Annotated in this window: 14 protein-coding genes; 7 read left to right on the top strand and 7 right to left on the bottom strand. The window is 38.6% G+C overall.

What is annotated here, in order from left to right:
- Positions 1 to 47 precede the first annotated feature (47 nt).
- Positions 48 to 1,022 carry an aliphatic sulfonate ABC transporter substrate-binding protein gene (locus EG365_RS00995; RefSeq protein WP_000054103.1) on the top strand — a complete coding sequence of 325 codons (975 nt, stop codon included), beginning with the start codon at positions 48 to 50 and terminating at the stop codon, positions 1,020 to 1,022.
- Positions 1,023 to 1,025: 3 nt separating this feature from the next.
- Positions 1,026 to 1,865 (top strand): ABC transporter permease, encoded by an 840-nt coding sequence (locus tag EG365_RS01000; RefSeq protein WP_001285156.1) that lies wholly within the window; start codon positions 1,026 to 1,028, stop codon positions 1,863 to 1,865.
- Between the two features lie 2 nt (positions 1,866 to 1,867).
- Here EG365_RS01000 and prmC read toward each other — a convergent pair whose 3' ends face one another.
- The 3 genes from prmC to EG365_RS01015 form a co-directional block, all read right to left on the bottom strand.
- Positions 1,868 to 2,683 (bottom strand): peptide chain release factor N(5)-glutamine methyltransferase, encoded by an 816-nt coding sequence (gene prmC / locus EG365_RS01005; protein WP_001017503.1) that lies wholly within the window; start codon positions 2,681 to 2,683, stop codon positions 1,868 to 1,870.
- Positions 2,683 to 3,771 carry a peptide chain release factor 1 gene (gene prfA, locus EG365_RS01010; protein WP_000648005.1) on the bottom strand — a complete coding sequence of 363 codons (1,089 nt, stop codon included), beginning with the start codon at positions 3,769 to 3,771 and terminating at the stop codon, positions 2,683 to 2,685. Before prfA ends, prmC begins: the two co-directional genes overlap by 1 nt.
- Positions 3,772 to 3,961: 190 nt before the next feature.
- Entirely contained in the window at positions 3,962 to 4,801 is an 840-nt protein-coding gene (locus tag EG365_RS01015) for a type 1 glutamine amidotransferase domain-containing protein (RefSeq protein WP_000735893.1), read from the bottom strand.
- A gap of 119 nt (positions 4,802 to 4,920) precedes the next feature.
- Here EG365_RS01015 and EG365_RS01020 point away from each other — a divergent pair, with 119 nt between their 5' ends.
- The 5 genes from EG365_RS01020 (at position 4,921) to EG365_RS01045 (ending at position 9,030) form a co-directional block, all read left to right on the top strand.
- Positions 4,921 to 5,823, top strand: a complete 903-nt coding sequence (locus EG365_RS01020; RefSeq protein WP_000089868.1) for a LysR family transcriptional regulator — start codon at positions 4,921 to 4,923, stop codon at positions 5,821 to 5,823.
- 197 nt (positions 5,824 to 6,020) lie between these two features.
- Entirely contained in the window at positions 6,021 to 6,443 is a 423-nt protein-coding gene (locus EG365_RS01025) for a glycine zipper domain-containing protein (RefSeq protein WP_000772605.1), read from the top strand.
- 234 nt (positions 6,444 to 6,677) lie between these two features.
- Positions 6,678 to 7,181, top strand: coding sequence for a hypothetical protein (locus EG365_RS01035; protein WP_000783724.1), 504 nt, complete (start codon positions 6,678 to 6,680; stop codon positions 7,179 to 7,181).
- 134 nt (positions 7,182 to 7,315) lie between these two features.
- On the top strand, positions 7,316 to 8,320 hold the full coding sequence (locus EG365_RS01040; RefSeq protein ID WP_001257202.1) for an LLM class flavin-dependent oxidoreductase: 1,005 nt from the start codon (positions 7,316 to 7,318) through the stop codon (positions 8,318 to 8,320).
- Between the two features lie 146 nt (positions 8,321 to 8,466).
- The gene (locus EG365_RS01045) at positions 8,467 to 9,030 is read left to right on the top strand and encodes a hypothetical protein (protein ID WP_000020770.1); all 564 of its coding nucleotides are present in this window, start codon (positions 8,467 to 8,469) and stop codon (positions 9,028 to 9,030) included.
- 33 nt (positions 9,031 to 9,063) lie between these two features.
- On the opposite strand, the gene pgaD is transcribed toward EG365_RS01045, so the two are convergent.
- From pgaD to pgaA, 4 genes are read right to left on the bottom strand one after another with little or no spacing between them, the layout of a single operon-like run.
- Positions 9,064 to 9,528 carry a poly-beta-1,6-N-acetyl-D-glucosamine biosynthesis protein PgaD gene (gene pgaD, locus EG365_RS01050; protein ID WP_000786639.1) on the bottom strand — a complete coding sequence of 155 codons (465 nt, stop codon included), beginning with the start codon at positions 9,526 to 9,528 and terminating at the stop codon, positions 9,064 to 9,066.
- Positions 9,525 to 10,772, bottom strand: a complete 1,248-nt coding sequence (gene pgaC, locus EG365_RS01055; RefSeq protein ID WP_000866237.1) for a poly-beta-1,6-N-acetyl-D-glucosamine synthase — start codon at positions 10,770 to 10,772, stop codon at positions 9,525 to 9,527. Before pgaC ends, pgaD begins: the two co-directional genes overlap by 4 nt.
- On the bottom strand, positions 10,772 to 12,601 hold the full coding sequence (gene pgaB, locus EG365_RS01060) for a poly-beta-1,6-N-acetyl-D-glucosamine N-deacetylase PgaB (RefSeq protein ID WP_001061322.1): 1,830 nt from the start codon (positions 12,599 to 12,601) through the stop codon (positions 10,772 to 10,774). Before pgaB ends, pgaC begins: the two co-directional genes overlap by 1 nt.
- Positions 12,601 to 15,039, bottom strand: coding sequence for a poly-beta-1,6 N-acetyl-D-glucosamine exporter porin PgaA (gene pgaA / locus EG365_RS01065; RefSeq protein WP_000913306.1), 2,439 nt, complete (start codon positions 15,037 to 15,039; stop codon positions 12,601 to 12,603). The genes pgaB and pgaA overlap by 1 nt, the downstream gene beginning before the upstream one ends.
- Between the last annotated feature and the right edge of the window lie 69 nt (positions 15,040 to 15,108).

Raw genomic sequence — 15,108 nt, forward strand, 5'->3', positions numbered from 1 at the left:
ACACATGAAAGGATGATCTATTATTTCATTTCGGTTTTATTTTTATCATGTCTTTAAAATCAAAATTTTCTCTACCAAAGACTTTGTTGGCATCAACATTGGGGTTTGTATTTGCTTCATCTACTTTTGCCGCAATTCCGACTACACTTAAACTTGATTACGCCTACTACGCACCAACCAGTCTGGTGGTAAAAGATCAAAAACTTCTCGAAAAAGCACTACCAAATACCCAAATTAAATGGGTTTTCAGCCAAGGCAGTAACCGCTCATTAGAATATCTCAACAGTAATAGTATCGATTTTGCTTCTACTGCTGGATTAGCTGCTGTATTAAGTCGAGCGAATGGTAGTCCAATTAAAACTGTTTATGTACAAAGCCAACCGGAATGGACCGCCCTCGTTGTCGCAAAAAACTCACCCATTAAAAGTCTAAAAGATTTAAAAGGTAAGAAAATTGCAGCTACAAAAGGAACCGATCCTTTCTTATTTACACTACAATCACTAGAAACAGTAGGCTTAAGTAAACGCGATGTACAACTGGTCCATTTACAACATCCAGATGGCAAAACCGCATTAGAACGTGGCCAAGTAGATGCTTGGGCGGGGCTTGATCCCTTAATGGCTTCAGCTCAAATTCAATCGGGTGCCAAATTGCTTTATCGTAATGTAGCATTTAATAGTTATAGCGTGCTTAGCGTGAAAGAAGACTTTGCAAAGCAAAGCCCTGAAGCGGTTGAAGCAGTTATTAAAGCCTACGAACAAGCCCGAAAATGGGCAAAAGCCAATCCAGATAAAGTGGCAGCACTTTTAGCTCAAGAATCGAAACTTCCTCTACCCGTGGCTAAACTACAATTGAGCCGAACCAACTTTGATCAAAGTATTCCAACAGCAACTCAAGCACAAGCACTAAAACGTTCTGGGAAAATTTTGACTGAAGAAGACTTGGTTAGAAAAGGCACCAATGTCAACCAAGTGGTTGATCAGTTATTAGATCCACGTTTTGCTCAAAAAGTCGTGAAATAGTATATGAGTGATTCACTTAACAAAGCTGAACTAAATCACTTCTTAGCTCAGCAGGCTTTAAAATCACAGAAAAAGCATTTAAACCACAAATTTACACGGTGGTTTAAAGCGCTACTCATTCCACTTATTTTTTTAGCGGCTTGCGAGTTTTTAGTCAGAAATGGCTATATCGATGCTTATCTACTCCCCGCACCATCTAGTTTATGGCAATCTTTTTTAGATTTAGCTCATAGCGACCTATTTGCCCATATTTATATTAGTACGTGGCGTGTTCTATTCGGCTTTATTATAGGGAGTGGTTTAGGTTTAATTTTTGCGATTTGGGTTGGATTAAGTAAAGAGGCAGAAGCATATTTAGAACCAACTTTTTCAGCAATTAAATCGATCCCAAGTCTTGCTTGGATTCCACTGTTATTGCTTTGGTTAGGAATTGACGAAGGTTCGAAAATTACGCTTATTGCAATTGGAGCATTTTTTCCAACCTACACCAATACAGTTGCAGCGATTCATAATGTAGATAAAAAGCTCATTGAAGTTGGAAAAGTTTATCGGCTTAATGCTTTTCAGCGAATTATATCTATTATTTTACCAGCAGCCTCTCCGGGCATTTTAACGGGTTTACGTAACAGCTTAAGCTTATCGTGGATGTTTATGATTGCAGCTGAACTGATTGCGGCCACACAAGGGATTGGCTATTTACTCAGTGATGGCCGAGAAACGTCTCGACCAGATATTGTTATCATTGCAATTATTTTATTGGCGCTATTGGGTAAAATAACCGATACCTTAATGAAACTTATAGAAAATTGGTTGTTACGTTGGCGTGATACGCTACAAAAATAACTTTAAATCCAACATGCCAAAGTGACTCGATCATTTTGGCCATAGTCTTGAATAGTTTTTATCTCACTAAAACCATGCTCAGCAAATACATTTCGCACAGCTTGTCCCTGATCGTAACCATGCTCTAGTGCAATCCAGCCTTGCGGTTTTAACCAGTTCTTGCCTTGAGCAATAATAATTTCAATATCGGCTAACCCATGATGGTCTGCAACCAACGCACGACGCGGCTCTGTTGCCAAAGCTTGCATGTGTTCATCTTCAGGGTCAATGTAAGGCGGATTAGAAACAATTAAATCAAATTGTTGGGGTTCTAGTGCTTCAAACCAAGCGCCACAAGCAAATTTCACATGATGCAAGCCATGTGTTTGTGCATTTTCTTTTGCAACGTCTAAAGTAGGTGCGTAAATATCAGTTGCTGTGACGAACCAGTCTGGACGTTCACTCGCTAATGCAAGCGCAATTGCACCTGTTCCCGTTCCCAAATCCACGATATTTGCATTCTTTGGCAAATTTAGATTTAAAACAGTTTCGACCAAAACTTCCGTATCTGGTCGTGGCACTAAAGTATCTGACGTTACTTTTAAATCGAGCGTCCAAAATGGCTGCGAACCTGTCACATAGGCTAAAGGTTCACCATTTTGGATACGTTCAAGACCAGCCAAGTAGTCTTGCTCTTGTTGGACTGTTAACTCTTGCTCAAGTCTGAACTTTAATTCGAGTGAATTGATTTTTAGAAAATGCTCAAGTAACCAAGCATTTTCCTGTCGTTCATAACTGTCAGGCTCACCACGAATTGCAAGCGCTTGAGCAATATTCATTAGCCGCCATTTTCCTGTGCAAGCATCGCAAGCTGATCTGCCTGATATTCACGATGTAAACTATCGAGCAATTCCGTTAGATCACCTTCCATAATGGCATCCAACTTATATAAAGTTAGGTTAATACGGTGATCCGTCATACGTCCTTGCGGGTAGTTATAAGTACGGATACGTTCAGAGCGGTCACCAGAACCGACCAAATCACGGCGCATTTCAGAAGTTGCCGCATCGGCTGCTGCACGTTTAGCATTTTCAAGACGTGATACTAACAATGCCATCGCCTTAGCTTTGTTTTTATGCTGTGAACGTTCTTCTTGGCACTCAACGACTGTACCGGTTGGAATGTGAGTAATACGCACTGCCGAATCGGTTTTGTTAATATGCTGACCACCCGCACCCGAAGCACGGTAAGTATCAATACGCAAATCTGCCGGGTTAATTTCAACGTTAGTATCAACGTCAATTTCAGGCAAGATTGCTACTGTACAAGCTGACGTATGCACACGACCTTGTGATTCAGTTGCTGGTACACGTTGTACACGATGCGCGCCACTTTCAAACTTTAAGCGGCCATACACACCATCGCCATCTACACGGCAAATGACTTCTTTAAAACCACCATGCTCGCCTTCATTTTCAGAAAGGACTTCAATACGCCAACCTTGCGATTCGGCATATTTGCTATACATACGGAATAAATCGCCTGAGAAAATTGCAGCTTCATCACCGCCCGTCCCGGCACGAATTTCTAAATATGCAGCATTAGAGTCATTTGGATCTTTTGGAATCATCAAAATATTAAGCTGGCTTTCTAATTCTTCAAGCAATGCTTTATTTGCTTGAATTTCTTCTTCTGCCATATCTTTAAAGTCAGGGTCCGACTTCATCATTTCAGCAGTTTCAATATCTTCTTCTGCTTGACGGTATTTGCCCCAAACTTCGGTAATTTCAGTTAAATCACTATGTTCACGAGACAGTTTACGGAAACGTTTGTTATCGGAAATCACTTCTGCATCTGCAAGCAATGCAGTAAGTTCTTCATGACGATCACAGAGTTGATCAAGACGTAAACGGAGTGACGCTTTCATAAGAGGAAATATCTCAAAAGTCCAAAAAACTTATCTAGATAAATATAAGAAGATAAGCCAAATCATAAAAATAGCGCATAGTTTACAGTTTATGCCGATTAAATAACATATGTAATCCTTTAAAACGTTAACTTTCCAAATCCATATGATAAAAGAGACTTTATTTATAAAGCCTCTTTAACCGCTATAGTTATTTTAATTTTTCTAATAAAGATTTACCGACAAGAACAGCCGAAGCTGGATTTTGTCCAGTAATAAGTTCACGATCCACCACTACATTTGGCGACCAAGCTTTCGTATTACTTTGATATTTTGCTCCAAGTGACTCTAATGCAGTTTGTGGATAGAACTTCATCTCACCGCCTTTTAATAAGCTCTTCGCTTGCTCTTCTTCTTGATTGCTAATTACTGTCATCTGATAATTTTTATAAATCCATTCTCCAGTTTTAACTTTTTTACCTTGTTCAAGTTGCTTAACGGCTTCCGCAGCATGAGGTAAAGTTGACATCAGGGCTATAGGACCATGACAAACCAATGCAGTAGGTTTTCCAGCTTTATGGAAAGCTGTAAGTACTTTTCCAAGCTGTTTATCTTTTAATAGGTCTTGCATAGGCGCGTGTCCGCCCGGAATATAAATAGCATCAAATTGATCTATACCAATTTGCTCAATACGCGCCAGACTTACAACAGGAGAATCTTGAGCAGAAGTTAACTTTAGATCATGTAATAAACCAGCATACTGCTTTAATGCTTTTTCATCTTGATTAAAATACATTGCATTATTTGATGACTCATCTAACGTTGGAGCTTTCCCCTTTGGAGTGGCAAATGTTACGGTATGCCCTGCATCTAAAAGCATTTTTGTAGGCTGCATTAACTCATTAAGATAAAAACCCGTTTTAAAAACCTGCTTATTCTTTAGCTCTAACTGTCCTTCATCAGACAATACAACCAATACATGAGCGGCATTTGCACTTAATGCTGCCGAAGCTGCAATCATTGCAAACATTATTTGATTTAACTTCTTCATTATTCGACCTTCATTCCAAGCATTTGCTGGATTTATAACTGGGATGGATATATTCTATTTTTACCCCAGAAGTAGAAAAACAACTCATTTCACAAATCTTTTTTGCGTTTGAGGACAAAATGTCTCGCCAATTTGACCATCTTGCCGATGTTGAAGTCTTTTTAATTGTGGCTGAAAAGCTTTCTATTAGTGCAGCTGCAATTGATTTATCTACAACGCCTTCGGTCATTAGTAGAACAATTACAAGACTCGAGAAAAAATTAGGTATCCAGTTTTTTAGAAGAACTACTCGCCATTTAAGTCTGACCGAAGCAGGTCAGCTTTACTATGAAAAAATGCAACATGCTTTTCAGTTAATTGACCATGCTGAACGCGTGGTTCAAGGTGAACAGCTACAAATTTCTGGAAAAATTAAATTAAGTGTACCTACGACTTATGGGCACTATCGTCTACCCCCCTTATTAGAAAAATTTCTTTTGAAATATCCGGACATTCAAATTGAAATTAGTATTTCTAATCGAAACGTTGACTTAATTGCTGAGGGTTTTGATTTAGCCATCCGTCAAGGACAACTTCCTAACAGCACCCTCATTGCTAGACCTTTAGAGCAAGCACCTTTAAAACTTGTTGCCTCACCTGCTTATTTGAAACGCATGGGTATTCCAAAAAATTTGGAAGAATTAAAACATCATCAATGTATTGCCTTTGAATTGCCCAGTAGCGGCAAAATAACCCCATGGTTTTTAAAAAATGATAATGAGGAAATTCAATGGATACCAACAAATCGAATTTTAGTAAAAGAGGATATTGTGGGTGTGGTAACTCTTGCTGAAAGCGGGCTAGGTATATGTCAAAGTTATGACTTTATTGTTAATGAAAAAATTCAACAAGGAAAACTACAACCTATACTTAATACATATGCAGGTCATACACGTCCTTTTTCTTTGTTATATGCGCAGCATAAACACATGTCCTCTGCTACCCGAGCTTTAATTGATTTCTTATGTTCAAATGATGACTAGCTAAACTGAATATATATAAATGGTATTTAATTTTTCTAAGTGAATAGTAAATATTCTATTTTAATAGAAAGCATACAAAGAAGACACTAAACTCCAATAATCGAATGAAGGTTCTCCACATTTAAAGAGAAGTGTTTTGTTACATTTGCCGTAACAAAAGATATTAAGGTCCTGTAACTTGGGACACGGAGTAAATGATGAAATTAAATGCTTTATTATGTAGTGCTGTTTTAGCTACTTCTATGGTAACTGTAGCACATGCTGACAACACAACTCATGTAGCAGCAGCTTCTGCTTTAGGTAGTATCGCTGGTACTGCAATTGGTAAAAGCATGGGTGGTACATCTGGTGCAACAATTGGTGCTGCTTTAGGTGGTGCTGGTGGTGCAGCAGTTGCAAGTGACCGTCGTCACCGTACAGAATCTGCAATTGGCGGTGGTTTAGGTGGCGGTGCAGGTTATACTGTTGGTAAAAGCATGGGTGGTACAAACGGTGGTTACATCGGTGCTGCTTTAGGTGCAGCAGGTGGTTCTGCTTTAGGTAATAAAATTTCTAAAGACCGTGATGCAGACCGTTCTTCTAAGTATTGGAAGAAAAAACACCGTCATCATCGTCACTAATTACCGTGATGAAATCAGCTTAAAAACACCTTCGGGTGTTTTTTTATAACTAAAAATTTTGGTTTCTAGGATAGTTGTTCATAGTTTATCCATATATTAATAGAAACAATACAAAGCAGACACAAAACTATCGTATCAGCATGTGCCTTCTTCATAATTTTCTCGAAATTTTTAATTACATTTAGCTCAAGACATAAAGATTGCTCGTTATTGAAAAGAGCATGGAGTTCCACAATGAAAATGAATGTTTGGTTAGCAAGTGCATTAATCGCAACAACATCTATGGTTACAGTTGCTCATGCAGATAATGGTACCCGTGTAGCGGCAACTTCTGCTCTAGGTAGTGTAGTAGGAACAGCAATCGGTAAAAGTATCGGCGGTACATCAGGTGCAACAATTGGTGCAGCTTTAGGTGGTGCTGGTGGTGCTGCTGCAGCAAGCGACCGTCGTAACCGTACAGAAGCGGCTATTGGTGGTGCTTTAGGCGGTGGCGCGGGTTACACCGTTGGTAAAAACATGGGCGGTACAAATGGCGGATATATCGGTGCAGCAGTTGGTGCCGCTGGTGGTTCTGCTCTAGGTCGTAAAGTTGCCCAAGATCGTAACTATGATGACCGTTATGACCGTCGTTATGATCGTGATGACCGTAGATATTATGATGGTGATCGCCGCTATTACAGAGGTGGTAACTACCGTCATGACAACGGTTTACACCGTGGTTGGTACAAACATCGTTAATTTATATATCAATCTAAAAAAGCACCCTAGTGGTGCTTTTTTATTTTAGGAAGAAAGCCATATCGAAAAAAAACGATATACAACAGCTTCTTTATATCGTATTATTTCGATATAACGTTTTCCGAGAATATCGCATGCGATCACTTCAAGATACTAAATTTTCAATTTTGGAGCTTGCCCCTATACGTGATGATAAAACTATTGAGTTTTCATTACGTCATGCACTAGAGCTTGCCCAACATGCAGAAAAGTTAGGTTATGACCGTTTTTGGCTTGCTGAACATCATAATATGGATGGAATTGCGAGTTCGGCAACAGCTGTTTTACTTGGTTTTATCGCGGCTCATACCCAGCGCATTCGTTTAGGTTCAGGCGGGATCATGCTGCCAAACCATGCTCCCTTAGTGGTTGCAGAACAATTCGGTACATTAGCTACTTTATATCCAGACCGTATTGAGTTAGGTTTAGGTCGCGCTCCAGGTACAGATCAAGTCACTATGCGTGCCTTACGCCGTGGACATCAGGAAACAGAAGATCAGTTCCCGAGAGATGTTGTAGAAATCTTGCAATATTTCAAAGCACCTCAAGTGGGCCAAAAGATTATTGCGACACCTGGACAAAATACTCATGTACCTGTCTGGTTGTTAGGTTCAAGCTTATTTAGTGCCCAGTTGGCTGCAAAACTTGGCTTACCCTACTCATTCGCATCACATTTTGCACCACGTATGCTTGGTCAAGCCATTGAACTTTATCGTGAGAATTTCGAACCTTCTGAATATCTAGATAAACCTTACGTTTCAATGGGTGTTCCAGTTGTCGTTGCTGATACAGATGAAGAGGCACAGTTCTTGGCAACAAGTGCTTATCAACGTGTATTAGGATTAATTCGTGGGGAAAGCCTCAAACTTAAGCCACCAGTTACATCTATGCAGGGATTATGGAACACGGCAGAACAACTTTCTGTTGAAAACTTCTATACGATGGCACAAATCGGTTCAGTTGAAACAGTACGTTCGGGTCTGCAAAAACTTCTGGACACTTATGAAGTCGATGAGTTTATTTTTACTTGTGATGTATACGACACAGTTAAACGCTTAGATAGTTTCACCCAATTAATGCAAGTAAAATCAGGTAATTAATATATACGCGACATCTCATGTTTGAATCTATATCAAGCATGAGATAACCACCTATCTGAAAATACTTTACCCAGACTCCTTGCTTGGTTATTTATATTAAAACGATAAAAATCATCATAAATGAAAACCAAAAGGACTTTTGGAAAATGAGTATTGACCTTAAAAATAATGTCGCTAAATCAGCTATTTTTCAAAATACAGTTGAGGATTTTGAAGCCTTCACTGGTCAAATTCTGTCATCAAATCAACTTAAAGAATTTGATTTTTCTCATTTAAATGTAGCCATTATTGGAACGGATCAGGAGACCGTAACGCATTTAGAAAAAATCTGCCAACAGGCAAAATTTGTAACTGTATTTCAAATTACGCCTCACTTTATTTTACCTCACAGTCAAATCGGTATACATCGATTAATTACCCATCCACTTATTGCCAAGAACCGGAGGTTATTTAACAATCGTGTTAAAAGCATCTTAGCTTTACGTTTTCTTGAAACCCAAGTAAATGAAACATGGCTTAAACGACTTTTGACGCCCAATACCGCACGGGCAAATAAAACATTTTTTAAATCGGATAGCTACTATACTGCACTGCAAAGAGCAAATTGCAAACTACAAACTTGGCCGATTGTAAAAGTTACCGATACAGCCATTTATAGTATGGATGGCACTCAACGACCTGTTGATATCATTATTAGAACCACACCTTAAAAATAGGTTGATAGACCATGCTTTTTTTCTCACTCATTTCAAATCATATCGAGTTAAATACCCCTGCTCATCATAATGTAAGATGATGCGCTGGGACTTTTGTAATTCTGATAATGATTCGGTACTGACCATAAATTGTGAGGCCAGCAACTCAACAGAGCTATTCGGGGCCTTGCTGCGACGATCATCTCCATGAAATCTAAGCCAGTTATAACTTGCCCATAAAATTAAAATGAGTGCGCTCAGACCTATTAACAGAAGTAAATGCAATAAAGTTTTCACTTCTGAAACATGATCTACCCACACATAGTCATAAATGAGGTGCCCTTCAAAAATCCATAAAAATAATGAAACGAGTGGAAAAAGCAGCCACATTAAACAAAACCAACCTATTGTTTGTAAGGTATAGTTTGCAGTTTTATTTTTCACATATTCAGGCTGATCAATATATTCAGGTATATCTAAAACTTCTACGTCGATATTTGCATCATTTTTCATGAGTGATCTCCACGGAAGCCTCGATCAGGGCTTACCCAACGAGCACGTTTTTTGGTGTTAAATATTGTTTTGGGTACTGCAACAACACTGGTAAATAACGTCAGTAACCAGAAAAATAATGGATACCAAATTACCCAAAAATAATTTCTAAAAAGCCGACCACGATCATAACGATGGTCTATCCATAAACTTACTAGAAATTGGACAAGACATGTTCCACCTAATATCACGCCATACCACTGCGGCATGAGTGAATTAATTTGAAATTGTTGCGGTAAATCCACAAACAATCCCACAAAAAATAGAATAAAAATCATAATCATCACATATGACCAAATAATACTGACTAACGCTTCGAGCATTACCGGCCACATACGGCGCAAGCGGAGTTTGAACATTTTAGGAATATATTCTAATAATACCTCTACCCCACCTTGTGCCCAGCGTAAACGCTGTTTCCAAAGGCCTTTAAAGGTTTCCGGCATATAGATATAACAAAGTGCTTGAGGAATATATTGAATATCCCAATGGTCCATTTGGAGCTTCCAAGAGATATCAATATCTTCCGTAATCTTGTCATCAGACCAAAAGCCCACGCGAACCAAAGCTGTCTTTCTAAAAGCTGCAATTACGCCTGATACTGTAAAAATACGGCCATATGTTCTTTGTGCGCGCTTAATCAAGCCAATAATTGAAGAGAACTCGCCAACTTGTAATTTACCTAAAATACTTGAGCGATTTAAAATTCTAGGATTACCAGTTACAGCACCAATTCTTGGAAAATTTAAAAAAGGCTGCATAAGCCAAAGTACTGCATGAGGATGTAATAAAGCGTCTCCGTCAATACAAACTAGATATTCGTATTTACTTACTAACACTCCCGATCTTAAAGCTACGGCCTTACCTTGGTTTTCTGCCAGGTGCACAACTCTTAATCGGGCATCTTGAGCTGCCAGTTCATCAAGAATTTCTGCAGTGCTGTCACTACTTCCGTCATTTACGGCAATGACTTCAAAATTCGGATATTTTGTTTGTAATGCATAACGAATCGTTTGTCGGACCTGAGCTTCTTCATTAAAGCAAGGAATAATAATACTGCACCCTTCACTTGATGGCTCAGGCAGTTGCTGCTCATGATATTCCCTTTTAAAGAAAAACCAGAGACCTCCTACCATCCATGTCCAAGCCATCAACAACGGATATAAAAAGGCAAAAGCAAATAAAATATCGAGTAATACTTTCATTACTTTTTCCCCTCAGTCGCGAGACCTGCAAAGGGCTGATACATGACCGAACTCGAATTTAAACTAATCGGGTTATATAAATATTCATGAACATTTTTTGAGTTTTCATTGGTATAGCCATCAATACCAAATTTCTGAATACCTATGCGCTGAATATTGAAAAGACCTTGTTTCACTTCTTGCCAGGCATTTTGCTGACTATTTTCGGGTAATGATAAAGTCAGCATAATGCGCTGTTTATATTTCGCATCAAGCGTATTTAAAATTGCTAATACGTGATTAAACTGTTTTTGCTTACCCACTATATTGAACTTAAGATTTACTAAATCATGTTGGGATAACAGCGTTTTTAAAAGCGTTGGTAAATTTTCAATATGTTCAAAATCAGGTGTAAGCAATAAACTAAACTGAGCCTGATTACTCATGTTTAAATAAGGCTTCACAGCCTTTTGAGTAAGCTGGCTCACATATGTAAGCTGTTTTAATTGGTCAGCACAGGCATTTTCTTTTATTGTTGTGCTTTGCATAGCACAATTTAAAGTGGTTCCAGCATTAAGTTGAATACCACTTAAATTACTATTGAAACGTGCGATATCCTTCGCTAAGTCTACCACCAAAAACGGTTTATTTTTTTGAGGATATACAGGCAACTCTAAAATAACCGACTGTCCGGCACGAGTTTGTGCCTGCCATAAAGTTCGGTTCAAAATATCTTGCTGGACGCTTAGTTGAGTTGTTGGGAAATAAGCAATGTCATACTGCCCATCACCATCTTGATCATCTAAAGGTTTCAATATCAAAGTGTTATTTTTTAAGCTATAAAGCTTGGATAACAATAACCCTAGTTTCTCATCTGACTGTGTATTAGTTGAAGCAGCTAATTGTTTTAAGTCCATACTCACAAAGTGGCGAGGTTGCTTAAATAAATCTAATTCTTCAAAGTTGAGAATATTGATCATACCCTCTGTTAATTGCTCAGCTGTAGGATTATTAGTGACCAAACTACGTTTAAAAGTCGAGTCACTCACCCTATTCATTCCATCACGTCCTAAACTGAAAGAAAAAATAAAGCCGGCTTCTTGAGACAATTTTTCTAATTGCTCATTCACAGCACCGTAAGGCCAAATAATTGCCTTAGGTTCAACACCCACTTCTTTCTTTAAAACGGCGTATGATTTTTTTAAGTCCTGCAAAATACGTTGTTGATATTCCACATCCGTTTCATAACGCTTTTGGGATTTTAAATACGTGTAAGAAGTCGCAGCAGGCTGTTCATTCCCTTGAGGATTAGCCAATACTCCATGATGCAAATCATCACTATGACTTGCAAACTCGGCTAAGCCCGAAGCTTGCATTTCTCGCACTTGCTTCCAATTGACTAGATTTCCTTGCCCATAAGCTTCATAACCAGCTTGTGTATTCCCATTTAGCCAACTGGTCGGAAGTGCAAATACTGCCGGAATCTGATATTGCTTAAGTAATGGAAATACACGGCTATAACTACTTAAAGCGCCATCATCGAAAGTTAACAAAATAGAATTATGAGGTAATTCCTTACCTTGTTTACGTGCTTCTTCAATATCTTTTAAGCGAATTGGTTTCCAGTCAGATTGACTTAACCAGTCAAAGAACTGTGCTAAATTTTTCGTTTGGATTGCATAAATATCCCGATCACCTTCTTTTAAGACACCATCTCTCACATCATGAAAGGTTAAAGAAACCGTATGATTTTTTGGTAAATCTTTTTCTATCTGGGCATATGCAAATTGCAGAGGCAACAATGTTGAGACCAAGGCACAGCCCAACATTTTCGACAATAAATTATTCATTAAAAACGCCCTTCAAATCCAAAAATACCGTAGGTATGTTGTTCATCATGTCCATCGTAAGGATGGTATTGCCAACCAATTCCATAATTGAGCTGCCATGTCCGGGATAGCTGCCATTGATGTTGATATTGCAAAGAGTAAGTAGGTTTAGCAGAGTAATCGGCCTGTTTATAAAGGCCTACACCCGCTTCAAAATGCTGCTTAAATGAACGCTCATATTCACGCCAAGTCACCCAGTCATGACTTAAGTTCAACTCAGCGCTGTAATGTGAACTTGGACTAAAATAAGCTGTTTGATCTTGGCTGTTAGTACCGTAGAAACCTCGAACAGTGCCATAAGTAATATGATGAGGTGCGTCGAATAGTCTTTCACGCCAAAATGTTGAAAATTCTTGTTGTTTGTTACCATCACTAATATCAGTTAAACTGTAACTCGCGCCAATCTGGCGAGATTCATCTTTTTGCCATGTGACAGCAGCTCGGTAAGATTGACCATCTTCCCCTGCATCAAGGGCTTGTAAAGGAATGTCAGCCTGACTGTTATATTGCAATTGATACTGCCAATGGTCATTTAGCCATTGGGACCAATCAAGACGGACTCCTGCTTGTCCACCATCCGTACTTTGCGACACAATTGCTGACAACGCCTTACGGTTCGCCTGCCATTCTGCTCCGACCCCATAACGCTGGTCATGCACATCGCCAAAACGGTACTCACCATAACGATCTTGATGCCAAGCGAATAAACGATAATTATCATTAATCCAAGGGCTATTAAGACGCGTTTCCATTTCACGGTCTTTTAAACCATTCTGCTCACTTACAGTATCGCGACCTTCGGCCTTACTTTGGCCCCAAGTGGTTGAGTGTGAAATTGTGGCTCTATTACGATCTTCTAATTCTTTTCGACTTTTAATAACCCCACTATCATCAGGGTAATATTGCACTAAGTTTTGAGTGGTTTTTCGCCATGTCGGAATATCACCTAAAGCTTGAGCATTTTGCATTTCATTAATGCGGGTGTCTTTAGCAATCGGATCTATACCATTTAACCGGGAAAGTGTTTTTTTTGCCTCTAGCGGTTTTTCTCTCCAACGTTCTACACGCGCAAGATTATTAATCAGGCTCTCATTCGCAGGCGCCTGCTCTACTTTTTTTTGAAAATGCTTTTCAGCTTGATCCAGATGATTAGCGTAGGCTAAATGCATTCCTTGTAAAGCAATATAATCATCACGATCAGGATGGCTGATTTTATCTACACCCTTAGCCTGACTATATTTATAAGTTGGAATAAGCCGATCAACTTCAGCGAGAAGTTGTTCAGCTTCCTTATATTTTTCTTGTTCAATATAAGAATAATACAGTCCCGTATAAACGGTCATATCCGGATAATTCTTTTCGGTTAAAAGCGTTTTATAAGCAAACTCGGCCTTTTTCGGTTTTTGCTCCGCCAAATAACTATCAGCAATTGCATGACGTACATATGCCGGTAATTTTTCGAGTGGAATATTCAACTGGGTGGAATTCTCTATAACTGCTTTTGAACGCCCTCTAAAATCTAATCCATATAAATAATCGTAATAAAACCGTAAGTAATTAGGATCGGAAGGATTCATTTGCTGATGTATTTTTTGTCCTTGCTCCAGCACTTTATCTAATTCAGCAAAGCTTTCGGCATCGGCTAGTCCTTCACGATTTAAATATTTATATCGAGCAATTGCATTGTTGATATGTTGAGAAAACTCACTAACTTGTAAAGTCTGCAACATTTGCACTGTTTGTTCAGTTTTTTCGCTCGCTTGCAGCAATTGCTGTGCCTTTTTATATGAGCCAATAGCAATTAGATCGTAAACATATTCTTGTAAAACGGATGAAGATTTTGTTTGTTGTTGATAAGCATGCTCAACTGTAGCTAAAGCATCTACTGGTAAATTTATTAAACGATAAGCATATGCAACCCGTACCAACTGATCAGCAGTTAAACCTTTAATATCGATCTTCGACAACTGATCTTTAGCATTCGCCACATCTTGAGCTTCAGCATACAAAACCGATAATAAAATACGGCCATCAACTGACTTTTGAATATTGAACTTATTTGACCAGTCAATTGCAGTTTTAAAATGCTTAAAATCACGGAAATTTTGAATTAAAGGTAACTTTGCATATTCTGGAAAGTCTACATAATTAATATTTACCAAAAACCGTGAAAAATTTGTAAGATCCCTTTTTTCACTTGACATAATAAACAGATAATCAGCAAGCAGCTTTTGATCATGCGGGTATTTATTTAGCAATTGATCTAGTTGAGATACAGCTTGTTGAGTTTGTCCTGCTCTATAATTTTGAATAGCTTGCTCACGCAATACATCAACCTGAGCAGCGTATAAATGAATTGGCAAGAGATAGACCAATGAAAAAACACATTTCTTTAGCATTTTGAGAATCGAATAGTCCCATATCGAGATGGGAAAGTATAGTTAAAAATGTGACACACATCACAATAA

This window comes from Acinetobacter sp. FDAARGOS_494, from assembly GCF_003812225.1.
GTDB classification, from domain to species: Bacteria; Pseudomonadota; Gammaproteobacteria; order Pseudomonadales; family Moraxellaceae; genus Acinetobacter; species Acinetobacter baumannii.